Source organism: Nioella nitratireducens (assembly GCF_001879715.1).
GTDB classification, from domain to species: Bacteria; Pseudomonadota; Alphaproteobacteria; order Rhodobacterales; family Rhodobacteraceae; genus Nioella; species Nioella nitratireducens.
In genome coordinates this window covers 1-20,443 of sequence record NZ_MNBW01000021.1, presented here as the reverse complement: position 1 = coordinate 20,443, position 20,443 = coordinate 1, and the positions used below count along the sequence as shown (strand labels likewise).

The 20,443-nt window shown below is 62.2% G+C and carries 19 protein-coding genes and 1 pseudogene; 16 read left to right on the top strand and 4 right to left on the bottom strand.

Translation table 11 applies throughout. From position 1 onward, the window contains the following. The first annotated feature begins 14 nt into the window (after positions 1-14). The 15 genes from lgt to BKY27_RS16610 all read left to right on the top strand — a co-directional run bounded on the left by lgt (position 15) and on the right by BKY27_RS16610 (position 15,174). The gene (gene lgt / locus BKY27_RS16680; protein WP_071675622.1) at positions 15-938 is read left to right on the top strand and encodes a prolipoprotein diacylglyceryl transferase; all 924 of its coding nucleotides are present in this window, start codon (positions 15-17) and stop codon (positions 936-938) included. Positions 939-981: 43 nt separating this feature from the next. Continuing rightward, positions 982-1,590, top strand: coding sequence for an RNA polymerase sigma factor (locus BKY27_RS16675; protein ID WP_233491872.1), 609 nt, complete (start codon positions 982-984; stop codon positions 1,588-1,590). A gap of 91 nt (positions 1,591-1,681) precedes the next feature. After that, positions 1,682-1,990, top strand: coding sequence for a hypothetical protein (locus tag BKY27_RS16670; protein WP_084668013.1), 309 nt, complete (start codon positions 1,682-1,684; stop codon positions 1,988-1,990). Positions 1,991-2,005: 15 nt separating this feature from the next. Further along, complete coding sequence (gene petA / locus BKY27_RS16665) at positions 2,006-2,605, top strand: ubiquinol-cytochrome c reductase iron-sulfur subunit (RefSeq protein WP_146636279.1); 600 nt, start codon at positions 2,006-2,008, stop codon at positions 2,603-2,605. 114 nt (positions 2,606-2,719) lie between these two features. Further along, a complete protein-coding gene (locus BKY27_RS16660) occupies positions 2,720-3,085 on the top strand; it encodes a DUF5676 family membrane protein (RefSeq protein ID WP_071675620.1) in 366 nt (121 codons plus the stop codon). Further along, entirely contained in the window at positions 3,082-4,464 is a 1,383-nt protein-coding gene (locus tag BKY27_RS16655) for an MBL fold metallo-hydrolase (RefSeq protein WP_071675619.1), read from the top strand. Before BKY27_RS16660 ends, BKY27_RS16655 begins: the two co-directional genes overlap by 4 nt. Further along, positions 4,461-5,969, top strand: coding sequence for a thymidine phosphorylase family protein (locus tag BKY27_RS16650; RefSeq protein WP_071675618.1), 1,509 nt, complete (start codon positions 4,461-4,463; stop codon positions 5,967-5,969). The genes BKY27_RS16655 and BKY27_RS16650 overlap by 4 nt, the downstream gene beginning before the upstream one ends. Beyond that, entirely contained in the window at positions 5,966-6,913 is a 948-nt protein-coding gene (locus tag BKY27_RS16645; protein WP_071675617.1) for a ribose-phosphate diphosphokinase, read from the top strand. Before BKY27_RS16650 ends, BKY27_RS16645 begins: the two co-directional genes overlap by 4 nt. After that, a complete protein-coding gene (locus tag BKY27_RS16640; RefSeq protein WP_233491871.1) occupies positions 6,910-9,258 on the top strand; it encodes a copper-transporting P-type ATPase in 2,349 nt (782 codons plus the stop codon). The genes BKY27_RS16645 and BKY27_RS16640 overlap by 4 nt, the downstream gene beginning before the upstream one ends. Before the next feature lie 15 nt (positions 9,259-9,273). Next, a complete protein-coding gene (locus BKY27_RS16635; protein WP_071675616.1) occupies positions 9,274-9,537 on the top strand; it encodes a DUF2933 domain-containing protein in 264 nt (87 codons plus the stop codon). After that, a complete protein-coding gene (locus BKY27_RS16630) occupies positions 9,534-10,190 on the top strand; it encodes a methyltransferase family protein (protein WP_071675615.1) in 657 nt (218 codons plus the stop codon). Before BKY27_RS16635 ends, BKY27_RS16630 begins: the two co-directional genes overlap by 4 nt. A 47-nt stretch (positions 10,191-10,237) precedes the next feature. Next, the gene (locus BKY27_RS16625; RefSeq protein WP_233491870.1) at positions 10,238-10,699 is read left to right on the top strand and encodes a c-type cytochrome; all 462 of its coding nucleotides are present in this window, start codon (positions 10,238-10,240) and stop codon (positions 10,697-10,699) included. Positions 10,700-10,725: 26 nt separating this feature from the next. Further along, a complete protein-coding gene (locus BKY27_RS16620) occupies positions 10,726-11,796 on the top strand; it encodes a KR domain-containing protein (protein ID WP_146636278.1) in 1,071 nt (356 codons plus the stop codon). Further along, positions 11,793-13,862: an AarF/UbiB family protein gene (locus tag BKY27_RS16615; protein WP_071675612.1), complete on the top strand. Its 2,070-nt coding sequence runs from the start codon at positions 11,793-11,795 to the stop codon at positions 13,860-13,862. The genes BKY27_RS16620 and BKY27_RS16615 overlap by 4 nt, the downstream gene beginning before the upstream one ends. Beyond that, the gene (locus BKY27_RS16610) at positions 13,846-15,174 is read left to right on the top strand and encodes an APC family permease (RefSeq protein ID WP_071675611.1); all 1,329 of its coding nucleotides are present in this window, start codon (positions 13,846-13,848) and stop codon (positions 15,172-15,174) included. Before BKY27_RS16615 ends, BKY27_RS16610 begins: the two co-directional genes overlap by 17 nt. An 84-nt stretch (positions 15,175-15,258) precedes the next feature. On the opposite strand, the gene BKY27_RS16605 is transcribed toward BKY27_RS16610, so the two are convergent. Further along, positions 15,259-15,918: a hypothetical protein gene (locus BKY27_RS16605; RefSeq protein ID WP_071675610.1), complete on the bottom strand. Its 660-nt coding sequence runs from the start codon at positions 15,916-15,918 to the stop codon at positions 15,259-15,261. 314 nt (positions 15,919-16,232) lie between these two features. Further along, positions 16,233-16,853 carry a Crp/Fnr family transcriptional regulator gene (locus BKY27_RS16600; protein ID WP_071675609.1) on the bottom strand — a complete coding sequence of 207 codons (621 nt, stop codon included), beginning with the start codon at positions 16,851-16,853 and terminating at the stop codon, positions 16,233-16,235. Between the two features lie 54 nt (positions 16,854-16,907). Between BKY27_RS16600 and BKY27_RS16595 the strand changes: the two genes are divergently transcribed. Beyond that, positions 16,908-17,468, top strand: coding sequence for a hypothetical protein (locus BKY27_RS16595; RefSeq protein WP_071675646.1), 561 nt, complete (start codon positions 16,908-16,910; stop codon positions 17,466-17,468). 273 nt (positions 17,469-17,741) lie between these two features. Here the strand turns inward: BKY27_RS16595 and BKY27_RS16590 are convergent, their stop codons facing one another. Beyond that, positions 17,742-19,709, bottom strand: a complete 1,968-nt coding sequence (locus BKY27_RS16590) for a type IV secretory system conjugative DNA transfer family protein (protein WP_071675608.1) — start codon at positions 19,707-19,709, stop codon at positions 17,742-17,744. Next, positions 19,702-20,443 (bottom strand): annotated as a pseudogene (locus BKY27_RS16585) (relaxase/mobilization nuclease domain-containing protein); the annotation flags it as partial. The pseudogene BKY27_RS16585 and the gene BKY27_RS16590, both read right to left, overlap by 8 nt.

The window sequence follows — 20,443 nt, the reverse complement described above, 5'->3', positions numbered from 1 at the left end:
CAGGAAAAAAGCCTATGCTGACCGCCGCCATCCCATTTCCGGACATTAGCCACGAGCTTTTCTCGATAGAGATCCGCAGCTTCACGTTTGCGCTGCGCTGGTACGCGCTTGCCTATATTTTCGGCCTTTTGATCGGCTGGCGCATTTGCGTGATGGCGGTCAGCCGCCCGGCGCTGTGGTCCAGGGCCGGGCCACCGCTGGATCGACGCCAGATCGAGGAACTTCTCACCTGGATCATCCTCGGCGTGATCGTCGGCGGACGCCTCGGTTTCGTGTTGTTCTACCAACCGGAATACTACATGGCCAATCCGCTGGAGATACTGAAAGTCTGGCAGGGCGGCATGTCGTTCCATGGCGGTTTCCTGGGCGTTGCCATCGCCGGGCTGGTCTTCTGTCTTCGCCAGAAGGCGTCGCTGCTCAGTGTGGCCGACCTTCTCGCGTTGGCGACCCCGACGGGGCTGTTTCTCGGGCGGCTCGCAAACTTCATCAACAATGAGCTTTGGGGCCGCCCCACCGACGTTCCCTGGGCAGTGATCTTTCCGGGTGCGGCTGCGCAAAATTGCCTCGGTGTCGTTTCCCTTTGCGCCCGCCATCCCTCGCAAGTTTACGAGGCGCTGCTCGAAGGCCTGCTACTTGGCACCGTTCTGATCTACCTCGCCTGGCGGCGCGGTTGGTTGAAGATGCCGGGAGCGCTCACCGGGACATTCCTGGTCGGATACGGCGCTGCCAGAAGTCTCGTGGAGTTGTTTCGCCAGCCGGATACGCAATTCGTCACCCCCGGAAATCCTGTCGGCCATGCGATCCATTTTGGCGATTGGGGACTGACCATGGGGCAGGTGCTCTCGGCGCCGATGATCCTGATCGGGCTGGCCTTGGTATTGCACGCGTTCAGACGATCGGGAACCGCAACCAAGCAGCGAACCAGTTTTGTCGCGTGACCTATCGTCGTCACTGAAGGAAGGAATTGGAATGTGCAACAATATGAAAGGAACTGACTGCGGACCATCGACCGAGACCGCATTGATTGAGGGGCGCAAAGCGTTCCTTGGATTTCTTGCCAAACGCCTCGGAAACCGTTCAGAGGCCGAGGATGTGCTTCAGGACTTCTGCATTCGGGTTCTGGCCCGCAAGGATCAGCTTCGCGATGTCGAGCGGATGAACGCCTGGCTTTATGCCGTACTGCGCTCGGCCCTGAACGATCACTATCGCAAAGCCTCGCGGCGACGGCATCTTGCAGAGACCGTGGCGGCCGAGCCGGAGGGCTGGACGGAGGATGCGACCGGTCAGTTGTCGCGACTATGCCGCTGTTCTGCGGGTCTGCTCCCCGAATTGCGGCCGACCGATGCCGATCTGATCCGCCGGATAGACCTGCAAGAGGACGACCGTGCCACTGTCGCCGCTGATCTGGGGCTGACGCGCGGCACTTTGGCGGTGCGATTGCATCGCGCGCGCACTGCCCTGAAGGATAGCTTGCTAAGCCATTGCGGGCCCTGTTGCGAGACGGATCGCGACGACTGCTTCTGCCCGCCTGCCGGATGCGAAAACCACGCGCTGCATTCGAATTGCAGGGAGGATGCCGCAGTGATGTGAGCCGGGAGGACTTTTCTTGTAATGCTCCGGAAAGCTCGGCGTCTACGATACAGACCCCCTATGTGGGGTAAGACCACAGGAGGCTGCATGGATGGGACAATGCCCGCCAAGCCGCGACACAAGCCCCTTGCAAGAACCTCGGACCGCTGGCGATCTGCTGGCGTTGGTAAACCGCATGAGTTGTGCCTGTGCCGATCGAGCCGGTCACGCCAATGCGCCGCTTGCTCGTGACGTGTTCTGGCGTGTGGAAATCAAGCGCCAGAAGCTGGAGGAAGCCACGCGAGAGATGGGGATCGGGGCGGGCGATGGTGCGTATCTGCTTGCCGGCTTGCGCGGGGACGTCGCGGTGGACCTGGTGGCGACGTTACTAGCCGTCCCAACGGCAGCTAGAACTGAGTGACCGAAAGGAGAACCAATGATGACCTGGGTTTCTGATGATCTGGAATCGCCTCGGAAAGAAGAGCGGCGCGACTTTCTATACTATGCAACTGCGGGCACCGGAGCCGTCGCAACCGGTGCCGCCATCTGGCCGCTGATCAACTCCATGAATCCTTCAGCCGATGTCGGCAGTGCGTCAACTGTTCGTATCGACCTCACTGGGGTGGAAGAGGGTCAACGTATTACCGTCCTTTGGCAGGGACGTCCGGTCTTCGTCTGGCGGCGATCGCCCGACGCCGTCGCCGCTGCGCGAAACGTTTCTCTCGATGACTTGGTCGATCCGCTAGATACCAGACGCGAGAACCCGAACCTCGACGCCGAAGTTCCGGCGCTGGATGAGAACAGGGCCGCGGACGCAACCGGAGAATGGCTCGTGGTGATCGGCGTCTGCACGCATCTTGGATGCATCCCTCTGGGTCAGGACGGTGCGGCAGTCGGCGATTTCGGCGGCTGGTTCTGCCCTTGCCACGGGTCTCACTACGACACTTCAGGCAGAATTCGAAGAGGGCCCGCGCCACGCAATCTGGACATTCCGCCCTATGAGTTGGGCACCGATCTACAACTGGTAATTGGGTAATGACGTATCCGCGACAAATTGGACAGGTCAAGCAGGGCGTGTCGGCTGCTTCGGAAGCGATCGAAAGGTGGTGGAGGCGTCAAAACGCCATCGTTCGCAACAAGGAGAATTGAAATGATCGCAATCATCTATTTTGCCGTCCTCGCAGTCATCCTGTTCGTGGCGCTTCGCTTCACCTGTGGTGACTGCGTGATGGGCAAGTCCGGTCCAGAAGGGGCAGTGCGCATCCCGTTGATGGCCTTTGGTTGGGCGCTGAGCCTGTTCCTGACCCTGACCTTCCTGATCTGCGTGGCGTTCGACCTGATATTTCCCAGCTATGCAATGTATGAGACTTGGGCGGGCTTGCTGCCCGGGTTCGTCTGGCTGACGCCCGCAGGGTTCGTCATCGGCCTTGTCGAGAGCTTCCTCTACGGCTGGTATGTCGCCCTGATCTTCGGTGGCCTGTTCAACGCCTTCGCCAACCGCAGGAGGGTAGCATGACACCCTTCAAACGCCCCTCGCTGCGGTTTCTCGGAGCCGCCGGAACCGTCACGGGCTCGCGCTACCTGCTCGAGATCGGTCAGCGACGCATTCTGGTCGATTGCGGCCTGTTCCAGGGCTTCAAGCAACTGCGCGCGCGAAACCGGAAACCCTTCCCGGCGCGACCGTCCACCATCGACACCGTGTTGCTGACGCATGCGCATCTGGATCATTCCGGGTATCTTCCTGCACTGATCCGGGCCGGTTATGGGGGCCGCGTCATCTGCACCCGTGCCACGGCCGAGCTTTGCGGGCTGATCCTGCCGGACAGCGGCCACATCCAGGAGGAGGAAGCGCGCTATGCCGCGCGCCGGGGGTTTTCCAAACACAAGAACCCGAAACCGCTCTACACGCTGAAGGACGCCGAGGCGGCGCTCGAACGGTTCGATACCGTGGATTTCGGGCAAAGGGTCGATCTGGGCGACGATATCACCGCGACCTTCATTCCGGCGGGGCACCTTCTGGGCGCAGCGCAGATCCGGATCGAGTTCGGTGGAAAGGTCATCCATTTCAGCGGCGATCTGGGGCACGACCCGGACCCGTTGATGCGTCCGCCCGCGCCCTTTGCCGGTGCCGATGTCCTTGTCTGCGAATCCACCTACGGCAACCGCGTCCATCCCGGCATCGACCCGGAGGCGGAACTGGCGCCGGTCCTGAAACGGGTCTTCGCCCGGGGCGGCACGGTCTTGATTCCGTCTTTCGCTGTCGGCCGTGCCCAAGGGTTGATGCTGCATATTTCGCGGTTGATCGAGCGGGGCGAAATTCCCTATATCCCGGTCTTTCTCAACAGCCCCATGTCGGTCGACGCCACCGAGATCTATCACCGGCACCATGACGAGCATCATGTCAGCTGGGAAGAGTGCTTGGCGATGTTCAAGCTGGCCAAGCGAGTGAACACCGTCGAGCAATCCAAGCACCTGAACACCCGCCAAGGGCCGATGATCATCATCTCGGCAAGTGGAATGCTGACCGGCGGACGCATCCTGCATCATCTGATCAGTTTCGGAGGCGACCGCCGCAATGCGATCCTCCTGTCGGGATTTCAGGCCGGTGGCACGCGTGGGGCCGCTTTGGCCAACGGTGCACATCATCTACGGATGTTTGGCCGCGAATACCCCATCGAGGCCGAGGTCGTGCAACTTCAGTCGTTTTCAGGCCATGCCGACGCCGAAGAGATCCTGCGCTGGATGTCGACCGGTCCGACACCGCGCATGACTTACGTGACACATGGCGAGCCTTCGGCATCCGATGCCCTGCGCTTCCGCATTGACCATGAACTCGGACGACCGGCCCGCGCGCCCGAGCATCTGGAAACCGTGTATCTGGACCGTCCGCGATGACCGAAACGCTCGCACTCGTCCCCTCCGGAATAGACACCTACCGCCAACCGGTCGTCTACATGCACGAAGATTGCCACATCTGTCGTTCCGAAGGGTTCGCCGCCGAGACCCGAATTCGCGTAGACCTGCGCAACCGCTGGATCATCGCCACGCTGAACGTGGTCGCGCGCGGCGCATGGCTGGCCGTGGAAGAGGCTGCGCTGTCGGTCTCGGCCTGGAAGGCGCTGAAGGCGCAAGTTGGCGACCGGGCAGGTTTCTCGCATCCCGAGCCGCCTGTTTCGTCGTCCGCTATCCGGGCCAAGGTCTATGGAGGGCGTTTGCAGCGAGAGGATTTTGCCGCGATCATTCGCGATACGCTCGACAACCGTCTCTCGGATCTAGATCTCGCCGCCTTCATCACTGCCAGCGCCGGAAACCGTCTTGACGATGGAGAGACGGTGGCGCTGACCCGCGAAATGCAGGCTGCGGGCGAAACGCTTGACTGGGGTGGCGAGACCGTCCTGGACAAGCATTGTGTCGGTGGCCTGCCGGGAAACCGAACAACCCCGATCGTCGTCGCCATCGTTGCCGCAGCCGGGCATCTGATCCCCAAGACGTCGAGCCGGGCGATCACTTCCCCCGCCGGGACCGCCGACACGATGGAAGTCATGGCACCGGTAGCTCTGGACGCTGCAGCGCTGCGCAGGGTGGTCGAAGCCGAAGGCGGATGCGTGGTCTGGGGCGGCGGACTGAACCTCAGCCCGGCCGACGATCACTTCATCCGCATCGAGAGACCGCTGGATTTTGACAGCACCGGACAGTTGGTGGCCAGCGTCCTGTCAAAGAAGGCGGCGGTCGGTGCAACTGACGTGCTGATCGATATGCCGGTCGGGCCAACAGCCAAGGTGCGCTCAGCGCTGGCAGCAGCGTCCCTGGGATCCCGCCTGAGTTCGGTCGGTCAAGCCATCGGGCTGCGCGTCGCGCTTCATGAAAGTGATGGCACGGCCCCGGTCGGGCGCGGCATCGGCCCTGCGCTCGAGGCGGCGGATGTGTTGGCGGTGCTTCGGCGTGCGCCGGGTGCGCCGACGGATTTGCGCGAACGTGCTCTTGACCTTGCGGGTCGGCTGCTCGACATGGCACCGGGCGCAACCGGCGGAAGGGGCAGGGCGCGGGCAGAAATTCTGCTCGACACGGGCGCTGCAGAGGCGAAATTCCTGGCGATCTGCGCCGCGCAGGGTGGGTTCCACGAACCCGGAGAAGCGCCGCAACGCGTTGAGATGCCAGCCGCAGCGGCAGGAAATATTTCTGCCATCGACAACCGTTTGATTGCCCGCATTACAAAGCTTGCCGGCGCGCCGCGCCAGCAGAGGGCGGGAATTCGTCTGCTGGTGCGGGTCGGAGAAGCAGTGGAAGCAGGACAGCCGCTCTATGAGATCCACGCCGAGACGACCGGCGAACTGGCCTATGCACGCGCTTATGCAGAAGCCCATGTCGGCGCGCTGACCCTGTCGGAGGATTCGGCATGATCCTTGTTCCGTTCCCGGAAATGAAAACTCTCTCGCGATCCCTCGCGCCGGCATTGGGTGCAGAACTCTGTCCGCTCGACTGGCATCGCTTCCCCGACGGCGAAAGCCTGATGACCTTGCCGGGCAATATGGAAGGTGCCGATGTCGCGGTTCTCGCAACCCTTCGTGATCCCGACCGGCTGGCACTTCCGCTGCGCTTCGTCGCGCAGACGGCCCGAGAGCTGGGAGCCCGGAGCGTCGGGCTGATCGCGCCTTATCTGGGATACATGCGGCAGGACCGGCGCTTTCATGCCGGACAGGCCGTCAGCGCAAAGCTGTTCGCCGGATTTCTCGCCGACAGTTTTGACTGGCTGGTGACGGTCGATCCCCATCTGCACCGCATCGAGCGCCTGGAGGATGTTTTCACGATCCCGGCCGTGCGTGTCGCTTCCGCCTCACTTCTCGCCGACTGGATTCGGACAAATCTGCCCGATGCCGTATTCGTGGGACCTGACAGCGAAAGCCAGCAATGGGTTGCTGAAGTGGCCCGGCTCGCCGCACGACCGTACGAAGTCTTGCGAAAGGTCAGGATCGGCGATCTCCAGGTTGATGTCAGCGTGCCAGAGAGCGCCACGCTTCACCAGGGCACCCCGGTGATACTCGATGACATTGCGTCTTCCGGCAGGACGATGGCGCGCGCCGTCGAGCGATTGCTTGCAGCCGGAACCGGATCGCCGGTCTGTCTGGCCATCCACGCGGTCTTTGCGGAAGGGGCATATGACGTCATCATGTCCGCCGGTGCCGCACGGATTGTCACCACCGATACCATCCCGCATCCCTCCAATGTGATCGGAACCGCCGGTGTGCTTGCCAAGGCGGTTCGGTCAGCTGTGTCAGGCATTGACCTTCCAGTAAGTGGAAGGATTAGGTTGACCCCGACTCGCTCCGAAAGGAACACCCGATGAACGACCACGCTCACCAGTCCGCCGATGACACCGACACCTATGTCTGCCCGATGCACCCCGAAGTGCGGCAGGACGGTCCCGGCGATTGCCCGAAATGCGGGATGCACCTTGTCCCGGAGGCGGAGCTTGACGCCCATGCCGGGCACGATCACCACGCCCACGGCGCGCAAGGACATTCGAGCAAGACGGATGCCAGATACGATGAGATTCCGGCCGGATATGATGGCGCCGTCTATACCTGCCCGATGCACCCACAGGTCCGTCAGACGCATCCCGGCTCCTGCCCGATCTGCGGCATGGGGCTTGAACTGGAATCGGCCGCGATGGCTGCGGAGGGCCCGAACCCGGAGCTGGTCGATTTCACCCGGCGCTTCTGGGTTGGCACTGTTTTAACGATCCCGCTGCTGATTCTGACCATGGCGCCGTTCGTCGGGTTCCCCGGTGTGCGGGATATCTTCGGCGAACGCACGACGCTCTGGATCGAACTGGTGCTCGGCACGCCCGTCGTCCTCTGGTGCGGATGGCCGTTCCTGGTACGCGGCTGGAATTCGTTTCGCACCATGAACCTCAACATGTTCTCGCTGATCGGCATGGGCGTGATGGCTGCCTGGATCTTCAGCATCGTCGCGGTTCTGGCTCCGGGCATCTTTCCGGACGGCTTCCGCGACCCCGAGGGGCATGTCGGCGTCTATTTCGAGGCGGCCGCCGTGATCGTGACACTCGTGTTGCTCGGCCAGGTGATGGAGCTGCGCGCCCGAGAAGGCACGGGCAAGGCGATCCGCGCGCTTCTTGACATGGCGGCAAAGACCGCCCGCGTGATCCGGCCTGACGGGACGGAAGAGGAAATCGCACTCGAAGAGGTTCAGGTGGGCGACGAACTGCGCGTGCGGCCCGGTGACAAGGTGCCGGTCGACGGCGTCGTGGTCGATGGCCGGTCCTCCGTCGATGAAAGCATGATCTCGGGCGAGCCTGTCCCTGTCGAGAAGACCGAGGGCGATCCTGTGACCGGGGCCACGATCAACGGAACCGGCAGCCTGGTGATGGAGGCAACGCGCGTCGGGGCCGACACGATGCTGTCCCAGATCGTCGAAATGGTGGCGAACGCGCAGCGCAGCCGGGCGCCGATCCAGAAATACGCCGACCAGGTCGCCGGATTTTTCGTCCCGGCGGTGATCGGCATCGCAATCCTGTCCTTCATCGCCTGGGCGATCTGGGGGCCGGCACCGGCGCTGTCCTATGCGTTGATCTCAGCCGTCGCGGTGTTGATAATTGCCTGCCCCTGTGCATTGGGCTTGGCCACGCCCATGTCGATCATGACAGCCACAGGCCGCGGTGCACAGGCCGGGGTACTGATCAAGAACGCCGAGGCGCTGGAGCGGTTCGAAAAGGTCGACACTCTCATTGTCGACAAGACCGGCACCCTGACCGAGGGCAAGCCGAAGCTTGTCGCCGTCCTGCCCGAGACAGGCCATGACGAGCCGGAAGTCCTGCGCTTTGCCGCCTCGCTCGAACGCGGGTCCGAGCATCCGCTCGCCGAAGCCATCGTTCGGGGTGCGGAAGAGCGCGGGGTGAAGATGGCCGATGCGACGGATTTCGAGGCCGTGACCGGCAAGGGGGTCAAAGGAGTCGTCGATGGAAAGTCGGTCGCGCTCGGCAACCTCGCGATGATCCGCGATCTGGGGCTCGAGGCAGGCGACCTGACTGCCAAGGCAGACGCTCGCCGCGACGAAGGCGAGACGGTCATGTTCGTGGTGGTCGAAGGCGTGATCGCCGGCCTGGTCGGCGTCGCGGACCCGATCAAGGAGACGACCCCCGCTGCGATCAAGGATCTGCATGCGCTTGGTTTCCGCGTCATCATGGCCACGGGCGACAATGAACGCACGGCAAAGGCGATCGGATCGCGGCTCGGCATCGACGAGATCCGGGCAGATGTTCTGCCCGAGGACAAGGCCCGCATCATCAGGGAGCTGCAAGAGGCAGGCCGCAAGGTCGCGATGGCCGGGGACGGCGTGAACGACGCGCCGGCGTTGGCCCAAGCAGATGTCGGGATCGCCATGGGCACCGGCGCCGACGTCGCCATCGAAAGCGCCGGCATCACTTTGGTTAAGGGAAACCTCGACGGTATCGTTCGCGCACGACGGCTTGCGCAGGCGACCATGCGCAACATCCGCCAGAATCTCTTCTTCGCGCTGATCTACAATGCCTCCGGCGTACCGGTCGCGGCGGGTGTTCTGTTTCCCTTCTTCGGCATTCTCATCAGCCCCATGTTCGCCGCTTTCGCCATGAGCGCCTCGTCGATCTCGGTGGTGCTCAATTCGCTGCGTCTGCGCAGCGCAAAGGTTTAGAAATGGAAATCCAACATGAACAAGCACCCTGAACCTGCACATGCCGATCGCGACCAATTGCAGGAATCTTCCCCGACCCCTTCCTTCTGGCGGTCGCGCGCTGGCATTTACCTGATCGTTGCGCTGGTCGTTGGCGGCCTCCTGTTGGGCTACGAGCACCGGGTCCACATCCTCGGCAGCAACTGGCTCCTGTGGTTGCCGCTACTGCTTTGCGTGGGCATGCACTTCTTCATGCATGGGGGCCACGGCGGACATGGCGGAGGAGGAGACAGGACATGACCGATCCCGGAACTGCCTATGGCCTTTGGCTGCTGGTCTTCATCAACTCGGCCGTCTTCATTATCTTCGCCTTCAGCTTCTTCAAGCCGCAGACGTCGCGGGACTGGCGCAGTTTCGGGGCGTTCAGCGCCTTCATCGTGGCCCTTTTTACCGAGATGTACGGGTTTCCCCTAACCATCTTCTTCCTGTCCGGCTGGCTCCAGTCAACCTGGCCGGATGTCGACTGGTTCGCGCATGACAGTGGGCATCTCCCCGAGATGATGATCGGATGGCGCGCAAATCCGCATTTCGGTCCATTCCATTTCCTGAGCTTGGCACTGATCGGCGGCGGGTTCTGGCTGATCTCGGTGGCCTGGCACCATCTCTGGTCGGCGCAGCGACGCGGCGTACTGGCAACGACCGGGCCCTATTCACGCATTCGCCACCCGCAATATGTGGGCTTCGTGCTGATCATGGCGGGCTTTCTCGTGCAATGGCCGACACTGCTGACGCTTGCGATGTTCCCGGTGTTGGTCTGGATGTACGCACGTCTCGCCCACGCCGAGGAGGCCGACAGCCGGTCGCGCTTCGGGGATGACTGGGATCGCTACGCCGCAGATGCTCCCGCTTTCATTCCGCACCGGTGGTCGAACTTGATAAGTGCAAACAGATAACGGACGGGAATATGACAAAAACCAAGAAGCGCGGAAACTCCGCAACAATGCCCCGAAAGACAATGGCGATTGCCTCCCTGCTCGCATTCGGATTGGCAACTGGCCTGTTGGTCCAGTCCGATGAGGTGGAAGCCGACCGACCAAGGGTCAACACCCAGATGCATGGCGACGCCGCCGGGGCGCCCGCACCCGATCCCGATACCATCATCGTGCCGGAAACCCTGAGCGCACCATCATATTTTGGCCAGATCGCGTTCGAGCAAAACTGCGCATCGTGTCATGGTGAAAACGGAGCTGGCGGGACCGGCAATGGTCCGCCGCTGATCCATTCCATATACGAACCTGGTCATCATGGGGATGGGGCGTTCCAACGGGCAGCGACGGCAGGCGTTCGGTCGCATCACTGGAACTTCGGTGACATGCCGCCCGTCGAAGGGATCGAGGTGGAAACGGTTGGTCTGATCGTCAGCTACATCCGCGCGTTGCAGCGCGCCAACGGGATCGAATGATGGCAAGACGCCCCGACCAGCCACCAGTGCAAGGAACCGTCGTGCTGATCGGAGGCACGGGCGATGTCGGCGGACGGCTGGTTCGGTTGCTGGTCGATCAGACGGCAGCCCGCATACTGCTGGTTTCTCGCAGCGGTGTTGGGTCAGGTGATCGTGTCGAGGCGCTCCGGCTCGACATCGCCGGTAGGGGCGCCGCCAGAAAACTGCCCCTTGGCGCAACGGTGATAAACCTGACCGAAGCGACGCCGCCATCGATCGCAGTCGAAGTGGTTCGTAGCGGCGGAAGCTTCCTCGAGACCTCGGCGTCGCCGGACTACCTACAGGCACTGAGACGCGACGTGGTGGAGGTCGGTGGTCCGGGCACGCTCGTCCTCTGCGTCGGGGCCGCGCCCGGCTTGAGCACCTTGATGGCGGCAGAACTTGTCCGCGAAAAAGAGGCTGTTGCGGTGGACATCGGGTTGGAACTCGGCATGGGCCGCCACTATGGAACGGCCGCGACGGAATGGTCCATTTGCGCCTTCGGCCGCCCGTATCGGCTTTCCGGTCCCGAAAACACCACGGTCAGGCCGGGAGACCTCCGTCGCTCATTTGCTTTCGAGCGGGGCGGGCGGACGCGCCCCGCGCTTGGGATCGGCTTCCCTGTGGATGGCGTCGCGGATTGTTCGGCCAGCGGGCCCCCGGTCCTGGTCCGTACTTTCGTGGCGATCGATCCTCCTTTCGTGACGCGCGCTGTCGGCCTGCTCTTGCGGCTTGGTCTCGGTCCGGTGCTGTCGCGGCGCAAACGCAGCGTGACGCGAGTATTGAGGCGGCTGCCGGAACTGGGTCAAGCCCGGACCCGCATAGCCGTCGAGGTGCAAGAGGCTGACGGCAGCGTTGCTGCCTCGCGTCATGTCGCAGCCGGCGATCAGGCCGAGGTGACGGCGGCAATGATCCTTTCCACGATCCGCGCATTGCCCCCGGCGGACAGCCCGATACCCGGCGTGTCGACCATCATCGACCACCTGACATTCGCCATGGCGTTGGACGATCTCCGCCGTCTCCTGCCGAGCATGGCAGTCGAAACCTGGTCGACAGGGGTCAAACGAGGAAGACCGTGAACCGCACCAAGAACTTCCTGCGGCTGGCCCGGATTGTCGTCGTCTTGTCGAAAGACATTTGGACCCTCAGGCGATATGATCCGGCCAGCGGCGACACTGGTGCACCGGACAGGTTCGCCCGAAACCTGCTCGCTCTGGGGCCGGTCTTCGTCAAACTGGGCCAGATCCTCAGCACCCGCCCCGACATTCTGCCCGAAAGCTACGTCGCGCGGCTGGCGGAATTGCAGGAGCGTGCGCCCGAGGTTGACTTCGCCACGGTGCGGCGCATCGTCGAGGGTGAACTGGCTGCGCCGCTGGAAACAGCCTTTGCCAGCTTCGAGGTCAAACCCGTCGCTGCCGCGTCGCTGGCCCAAGTGCACAAGGCAAGTCTGGCGGATGGCACGGCGGTCGCGGTCAAGGTGCATCGACCGGGGCTGGGGCCGCTGTTCCACCGCGATCTCGACGCGTTCGACCTCGGGCTGCGGATCGCGCGTATGGTGCTGCCGCGCCGTCTTCGGCGCACGAATTTGTCGGCGTTCCTCTTGGAGTTTCGGCGCTACTCCCTGGCCGAACTTGATTTTCGCGCCGAAGCGGCTGTGATGGAGCGGTTTCGCGAGAATCTCGCAGGGCAGGATCGTGTCCGAATTCCAAGGACGTATCCCGACCATACGACGGCCCGCGTGCTGACCATGGATTGGGTCGACGGCATGCGCCTGTCCGAGGCCTCGGCCACCCTTCCTGAACAAACCCGATCCGTACTGGTGGAGGCGCTGGTGTCGATGCTGCTGAAGATGTTCGTGTCGGACGGGTTGTTTCACGCCGACCTGCATCCCGGCAATATCGTCTTTCATACCGACGGCAGTGTCACGCTGCTCGATTTCGGCATGTATGGCGAGTTAGATGCGGCGCAGCGCGACCGCTTCGTGCTGTACTGGATGGCCGTCGCACAGCGGCAGACCCGGCGCGCCTATCACCATTTCAGCGCCCAGACCGAAGCCCTGGCGGGCGCCGATCACGCGCTGTTCCGGCAAAGGTTCGAGGAGCTTGCGGCGGAATTCTACGCGGCGCCCTCACGCGAGGCCAGCCTTGCGCGAACCTATCTTGCGATGATGCGCGCGGGCTACCGCGCCGGGTTCGTCTTTCCTGCCTCGCTCATGCTCCATGCCAAGGCGCTGACCACCGCCGAGGCGTTGCTGTTCGTGCTGGCGCCCGAGGCGCGGTTCGACGACTTGTCGCGGCCCTTCATCGCGCGCGAGGTCGCCACGCGTCTGGCGGCCAGCGATCCGCTGGGGCGTATCACGCAGGTGCTTCCCGAGCTTCTGCTGACAGGTGCCATGCCACCTGCTGACGCGATTGACGAGACCTGGGACCGTTTCGCAACCCGCGGGATGGGGCGCGGGATACTGGCGGCCATCACCTCATCGGATGAGAGCATCGGCCGCGCCGCGCTGACGATACTTTTCAGTCATTTCGCCCTGCGCCATCTGGGCGAGGAGACTGACGCGATCCTCTCGGAGACCTGGGTGGCCTACGATCTGCTTGAACGCGGCTTTCCGCTGGAGCCGAACGCCGGCGCGATCCTGACCACGCATCTTGCCGCGCTGACGCTTGCGTTGCATCGAACCCTGATCGCACGAGGGCGGTCAGAGGCGCAGAGCCATGAGGTCATCCATGCGATCGGCTGGGACATCTACAATCGCATGGCCGATCCCCCGTTCGAGTTCGCCCGCGCCATCACCACCGATCCGGCCAAGCGATTGCGCATCGCGACGGACCTGTTCCGCCATTTCCCCTTTGGACCGCCAGCCTATGGTTGGCGCGACGTCGAGGCGGGCGCAGGCGTCGTTGCGTTCGACTGTACGAAATGCCCGGTGGCCGAGTTCTTTGCGGGCCATGATGCCTCAGCGCTCTGCGCGGCAACGTGGTGCGCCCTCGATTTTCCGGTGGCCGAGAAATGGGGCGGGCAGCTGGTGCGGCCGAAGACGATTGCCGGGGGCCACGACCATTGTGATTTCAGGTGGCACACCGTGCCAGTGTTGGACGAAGTCGAAAACGAAGAGGCAGCAAAGCATGCAAGACAAGGATAGAAGCGACACCTACCGCGAAGGGTCGATCACATTGGGCGGCGCCGTCGCCATGGGAACCGGTGTTATGATCGGCGCGGGCATCTTCGCACTGACCGGGCAGATCGCGCAGCTTGCCGGGCCGCTCTTCCCGCTTGCCTTCATCGCTGGCGCAATCGTGACCGGCTTCAGCGCCTATAGCTACATACGGATGTCGAACAAATGGCCGTCCTCGGGCGGGATCGCGATGATCCTGCAGAAATGCTATGGCCCCGGCGCGGTCGCGGCGGGAGCCGCCCTGCTAATGGCCCTCAGCATGGTGATTGCCGAAAGCCTTGTGGCCCGGACTTTCGCAACCTACGTCCTGCGCCCCTTCGACATAACCGGTGGTCCGCTGGTGCCAACCCTCGCCGTGGGCGTCATTGTCTTCGCCTTCCTGGTAAACATCGCCGGCAACCGGTCGGTCGGGGTGTTCTCGCTGATCATGGCGGCGATCAAGATCGGCGGCATCGGGTTGTTCGGCATCGCCGCGATCTGGTCGAGCGGCTTCCAGTTTTCGTCTGCAACGAGCGACACGCAGTCCTATGGTGTGATGGGCTTCATCGCATCGGTGGCGTTCGCGATATTGGCCTTCAAGGGCTTCACCACGATCACGAACAGCGGTTCCGAGATCACCGACCCGAACCGCAACGTGGGCCGGGCCATTGTGATATCCATCGCAATCTGCGTGGCTGTCTATCTGTTGGTTGCCTTCGGTGTCGGCTCGAGCCTGACCATCGACGAGATCGTCGCAGCGCGGGACTATTCGCTGGCCGAGGCCGCCGAACCCTCCCTGGGGCAAACCGGTTTCTTTCTGACCGTAATCCTGGCGGCGGTGGCCACGGCTTCTGGCGTGCTGGCCAGTGTGTTCGCCGTATCGCGCATGCTGGCGATGTTGACAGATATGAAGATGGTCCCTCACAGCCATTTCGGCATGCCGGGACCGATCCAACGGCATATGCTCGTTTACACAATTGTCATCGCTTCGACGCTTGCTGTGTTCTTCGACCTCGGCCGGATCGCTTCGCTCGGTGCCTTTTTCTATCTTGTCATGGACATGGCCGTGCACTGGGGCGTTTTCCGCTACCGACGCGAGGAGGTCGGTGCCTCAGGCTGCGTGCTGCTTTTGGCTCTGGCGTTCGATTCCGTCGTGCTGGCGGCCTTCACCGCGATGAAACTTCGGAGCGATCCGCTCATCGTGCTCTATGCAGTTGGTGGCATCACCGCCGTCTTCATATTCGAGCGGATCTATTTGTCTCGGTGGCTGGCACCCCAGCAGGCCGCGCATGACCACTGATTTCGGCGGGAGGACAGCGGACCGGCGGATGCCACGGCGAATTAATCGAACCGGACACCGTCCCGGCAACGACGGCCTGCGAGGTCACGACATTGCACCGAGTTGTGCCTGGAAAGCGCGAAGCAAGGCTGCGAATGTCGTTAGTGCCATAACGGAGAAGGCGAACATCACCACCGCGAAAAGCACATATCCCAACCGTCCTGGAAGTCTCTGTGCCAACCCGCCGAGGCTGTCCGAGTTTTCGATGGCTGTGACATAGAACGGTAGCGCGCTCACCATAGTCGCATAAAGATAGACACCGGAGATGTTCTCGAAGAGGAAAGAACGAGCCAGTGTCGGCGCCACGACCCGAAGCGCCGTCGCGCGGCTTCCTCCAAAGGACCCGAACCAGTCGGCCGACAGGACATAAATCACGGCATGCAGTGCGATGAAGCCGATGACGCGGACCGGCATATCGACGAGTAGCACAAGCTTTATCCCGTAACGCTGGCCCGGCTTGGCGACGATCCACGCAAACAAGAAGAAACTCACGTAGTTTACGACAAAGACGACCGGCAGACCGTTGGTAATGACCTGCCGCATGAATCTGCCAAGCGGAGGCCCACCGCCAGCCAACATCGCACCGAAACCCGGAGTCAAGGCGACGAAGGCCATCAGCGGCGGCACCAGGGCGATCAGGCTGAAGATCAGTGTGTTCCGTACGAAACGCACAGCCGACATCTCAATGGCGAAGTATTTTTGCATGATAGGCAGTCTCCATGCCTAACGGCTAAACGTCGATGGCACGTGCCATGGGACAAGAGATTAAATCCGCGATTTTGAGGATCGATGCTTTTCCGCACTTGAATCCCCTGTGAGCGGCGCCTGTTCGGCGTGCTTTCAGGGCGTTCGCTCCCTTCCGTGATCATGCCGCTGCGAGAGGCTGGAGTGCGGCCATGTGAGGCAGTGTGCAAACGTCGTCTCAGATCGGGACATACTTGTTAGAGGTGTAGACCAGGAACCACTCCGGAGCCTCTTCAACCCACACTGGAAGGTTAATGACGGCGAGAACAAATACTTCACACCAGTCGAACGCGCCCACGCGCGGGCCTCTCGATCAAGCCATCTCGTTCCAGCGCTGCAAGCGCCCGATAGAGTGCGGGCGCCGTGACGCCCGCGTCCGCGGCGAGCGACTGTAGCGGCAGGTCTTCGGGCAGCCGCCCCGCCACATCGACCAGCTCGGACAGCCTCGCCAGCACGGCATCGGTCAGTGGCGACGTCGCTCGAAGCTCCAGTAGACGCCTCGCTTGCATCAGGTTTCCCGCGAGATGATGAAGGAGCCCTGTCGCCAGGTCGGGATTGTCTGCGAGCGCCGAAAGCACGTCTTCTTTCCTGATCGTCGTAAGTCGGGTCGGAGCAATGGCAATTGCGTCGCAATGGCAAGCCGGGGCGAAGAGCGATGCTTCGGCGAAAGTTTCGCCAGCCTCTGCCGCGTGGATTCTGACGGCCCTACCCGATAACGTCCACCGGACGAGTTCGACGTGGCCTCCCAGAACGACTGAAAGACCGGGCGATGGATCGCCCTGCCGAAACAGTGGTTCTCCGACCATAAGCAAGATCGTGTTCGTAGCTGTCGCGGGACACACCGCTTCAATGGCCCTGAAGAAATCCGGCTTTAACATGATCGTGATCATATTCATGCGGTACGCTGCTTGCTACGTATTATTTCGGAAACCGACACGGAGCTGCGCACGATGATCATCACCAAAGCAACAATCACCGCGTTGGCTATCGCGATGTTGTCTTTTGATCCGGCCTTAGCCCAGGAGATGGATCACAGCGCCCATATGGAGAATACCGGAAGCGGCACCATCCCAGGCGAACCCGGCCAGGATGCATTCGCCGCCATCGCCGAGATCGTCAATATTCTCAGGGCGGACCCCAGCACCGATTGGGATCAGGCGAACCTCGACGCCCTGCGCGCGCACCTTGTCGATATGAACGCACTTGTCTTGGGTGCCGAGGTCGAGACAGAGCCTAGGCCCGATGGGCTGGCGATGCGCGTGTCGCTGACAGGATCTGCCGGAGATGCCGCCATGCGCATGGTCCCGGCTCACGGACCGGTTCTCGCAGACGAGTCCGGGTGGACATCGAATGTGGAATTCGGCGCGGAAGCCCTATTATGGACAGTTGCGGATCCGGCCGGCAGAAGCACTAACCAAATCCAGGCACTAGGTTTTTTTGGTCTGATGGCAACGGGCGACCATCATCGCGCTCACCACATTGCAATCGCGCGAGGTGAAACAACACATTGACGCGTTGAAAGTGTCGATGAATCGTGGCTTTCGGGGGTCTGCAACTGAGAAGGGAGCATTGCATTGAGTGACGGAGGCGATTCGACCTCACAGTCGCTCTCTCCGATGTCTGTGATGAGAGCAGGATGCGATCTTGGTCAGCCCATTGTTCCAGTGCTGGAGGATTGGGCCGAATTTCAGATAAATCCCAAGCAGTAGACCGCTCCCGCGTGCAGATTACGGTCAATTTGGCAAGCAACACGACAGAAACGCCCAGCTTGAGAAGGTCATCGCTCAGCCATGTTCGGCAATGATTGCTCTCGTTGTTTGAACGGCCGAGGCCAACATTGTCTTGTCTGCACCCTCAATCCCTAGCCCTTCGATATCGAGCGCCAGTTGGCCTTGGCCACCGCCACTCGCAGCAGCGCGCGCCGCGCGGCCTCGCGCCTTTGCTGAGCTGACAGGTTCGGACTTCGATGCGTCAGTCCCCGACTTCGGCGCATTTGAACCGGTTCCCTGAGCTACATTTGCCGCGCGCACGTCCTGCAGTTCCTGCTTCAGCTTCTCCACCGTCTCACGGGTCTCTGACATCTGCCGATCCCGCCTTAGCCCGTCTTCGTCAGGGTATGGGAAGCTCCCCACCTGACCAGCATGCAGCACTTTCAACACCGGGTCCTCGAAGTACTTAATCCGCCGCGCGCGGATCGGCATCTGCGCGTCGATCACAAGGATTACCTCGTCGAGGTCCATACGCCGGGCCTGATCCTCGGTCAGGAGTGGGGTATCCTCGGTTCGCTCGGAGACGCTGCGCCCTTCGAACGGATTGCGCCCGACAGCGCGGGAGCGGGTCACCACGCGCTTGGTGGTCTTGCCGACAGCTTGGCTCAGCTCCTCGATCGTCTTCTGCTCCGACGGGGTCAGATAGAGCTTCACACCGGCGCCGCCTTGAAGCGACCTGCGGGTGTTCTCACCATAGATCTCGTCCAGCGCGGGGATCGTCTGGGTGACGATGGCGAGGTTGCCGCCGAAGGAGCGCAGCGTCTTGATGCTCTCGGCGACGATCGGCATTTTCCCGAGCCGGTCGAATTCGTCGAGCATGATCATCACGGGCCAAGGCTCGTCATCCCCGGGCTCCTGCGCCTGCAGCGAAGCGATCAGGTCCGAGAAGAACAGCCGGATCAGCGGAGCCAGAGGGCGGATCATCTCGGATTCGACCACGAGATAGATCGCATGCGGGCGGCGCCGAATGTCCCGGAAGGAGAAGTCCGAGGTCGCGGTGGCCGCGTCGATCGCACGGTTGTCCCAGGTGTCGAGACCCGACGTCATGAGGAGCGAGAGATAGGAGGTCAGGGTGTCATTGTTGGTCGAGGCCATGCGCTCGAAGATCAACTTGGCCGACCTGTTCTTCACCTCCTGCGCGCGCTTGAGGTATTCCTTCTGCTTGTCACCCCCCGAAGCGGTGATGCGGTAGATTTCGCCGATGGTCGGCACCCCGCGCTCGAAGGCCAGAAGACCGGCCGCCACGAAGAGGTCGATACCCCCGGCCAGAAGCCCGCTCAGCTTTTCGTTGTCGGTTTGCAGAAAGAGCTTGGCGGTGAGCTTCAGCTCCATCTGCTGCCGGTCAGGGTTGGTCATGTCCGCGATGCGCGCCAGCGGATTGTAGCGATGCGTCGGGCGGTCCCAGTCGGTCGGCGCGAACCGGAACACCTTGTCGCCCATGCTGGCGCGAAAGCGTGAGGTTTCGCGGAAGTTCTCGCCCTTCACGTCGAGCACCACGGCCGAACCTTTATAGGTGAGCAGGTTCGGGATCACGAACCCCACGCCCTTGCCGCGGCCCGTGGGCGCCACGATCAGTGCGTGGGGGAAGGTTTTTGAGACAAGGAACGGGCGCTTGGACTTCGGGGATCCGAGCTTGCCCAGAAGGAAGCCGCCACCGGGCTTGGCAAAGAAACCGTTCCTCTTCATCTCACCGCGGGTCTGCCAATGCGTCGTCCCGAAGCGGGTCAAGGCATCCCCCAGGAGCGTGACGCTCAGCATCAGCGATGCCAGGCCGAAGCCGCCAAGGATGAGGTTCACCCAGTGGAAGTCCTTCGGCGCAGACTGAGACAGGCCCCGGTATTCGCGGGCGAGCAGGGTGACGTCGAAACGCGTGGGGGAGAGCCCGTACCGGAACATGACAAAGCCGGTCGCCACGACATAGCCCATGGCGAGGCCGACCAGCACGAGGCTCAACACTCCGAGGGCAATCTTGCCTTTATCCATGGGTGATCCCCTTCTCGCCATGGGTCGCGGCGTGGCGCGCGCGCTGCGCCTCGATCTGCTCTTCGGCCAATGCATCGAGAACGCGCTCCATGGCCGGGCCATGCGCAGTGACCTCGCTGCTTTGAAGATAGGTCTTGGCGAGTTCGAGCTGGCGCAGTGGATCTTCGGTGAACTTGTCCAAAACCTCCGCATTGCCGGATCGCAGCGCGTCAATTGCGTCGGGGCTTAGTCGCTCGTTGACCTCACGTACGATGTCCTGCTGTTCCGCCTCGGGGACCGGAACCCCGGCATCAGCATTTTGCACAAAGGCCATGACGGTTGGAGCGGTCTCTTCCAGATACCGGCGCTCGGCGTAGTCCTGTCGCGCCTGATCCTCGATAATGAGGCTGCGCTCGCTGATATAGGCGCGCGAGGCACCGAGCGAACGAAGGTGGTTGATTTCATCCTGGACGGCCGCTCCAAACTCATCATCCGGCATCTCCGTGCGATAGCGGGCGAGGGTTCGGAGCTCTTCTGTGATTGGACCGAGATGGTCCGATGGGTCCCTCAAGGCGAGGCCCATGTCGCCGGCATGAAGCGTACGGTCCTGTTCCGATACCGCGTGTTGCGGCGGCTTTCGGCTGTCGGTCACCTGGTCCCAGGCCATCGACGCCAGTTGGGGTCGAGTGGGGCTGAGTGCAGAAAACCCCTTTAAGGTTTCTGTTGGGTTGTTTGCGCGTTGAGACTGACGCTCA

Coding starts and splice junctions, on each gene's coding strand:
- BKY27_RS16635 (WP_071675616.1), top strand. CDS start 9,274: ATGAACAAGCACCCTGAACCTGCACATGCCGATCGCGACCAATTGCAG.
- BKY27_RS16625 (WP_233491870.1), top strand. CDS start 10,238: ATGCCCCGAAAGACAATGGCGATTGCCTCCCTGCTCGCATTCGGATTG.
- BKY27_RS16595 (WP_071675646.1), top strand. CDS start 16,908: ATGATCATCACCAAAGCAACAATCACCGCGTTGGCTATCGCGATGTTG.
- BKY27_RS16630 (WP_071675615.1), top strand. CDS start 9,534: ATGACCGATCCCGGAACTGCCTATGGCCTTTGGCTGCTGGTCTTCATC.
- petA (WP_146636279.1), top strand. CDS start 2,006: ATGATGACCTGGGTTTCTGATGATCTGGAATCGCCTCGGAAAGAAGAG.
- BKY27_RS16670 (WP_084668013.1), top strand. CDS start 1,682: ATGGGACAATGCCCGCCAAGCCGCGACACAAGCCCCTTGCAAGAACCT.
- BKY27_RS16655 (WP_071675619.1), top strand. CDS start 3,082: ATGACACCCTTCAAACGCCCCTCGCTGCGGTTTCTCGGAGCCGCCGGA.
- lgt (WP_071675622.1), top strand. CDS start 15: ATGCTGACCGCCGCCATCCCATTTCCGGACATTAGCCACGAGCTTTTC.
- BKY27_RS16605 (WP_071675610.1), bottom strand. CDS start 15,918: ATGCAAAAATACTTCGCCATTGAGATGTCGGCTGTGCGTTTCGTACGG.
- BKY27_RS16645 (WP_071675617.1), top strand. CDS start 5,966: ATGATCCTTGTTCCGTTCCCGGAAATGAAAACTCTCTCGCGATCCCTC.
- BKY27_RS16600 (WP_071675609.1), bottom strand. CDS start 16,853: ATGAATATGATCACGATCATGTTAAAGCCGGATTTCTTCAGGGCCATT.
- BKY27_RS16675 (WP_233491872.1), top strand. CDS start 982: ATGAAAGGAACTGACTGCGGACCATCGACCGAGACCGCATTGATTGAG.
- BKY27_RS16650 (WP_071675618.1), top strand. CDS start 4,461: ATGACCGAAACGCTCGCACTCGTCCCCTCCGGAATAGACACCTACCGC.
- BKY27_RS16660 (WP_071675620.1), top strand. CDS start 2,720: ATGATCGCAATCATCTATTTTGCCGTCCTCGCAGTCATCCTGTTCGTG.
- BKY27_RS16610 (WP_071675611.1), top strand. CDS start 13,846: ATGCAAGACAAGGATAGAAGCGACACCTACCGCGAAGGGTCGATCACA.
- BKY27_RS16590 (WP_071675608.1), bottom strand. CDS start 19,709: ATGGATAAAGGCAAGATTGCCCTCGGAGTGTTGAGCCTCGTGCTGGTC.
- BKY27_RS16640 (WP_233491871.1), top strand. CDS start 6,910: ATGAACGACCACGCTCACCAGTCCGCCGATGACACCGACACCTATGTC.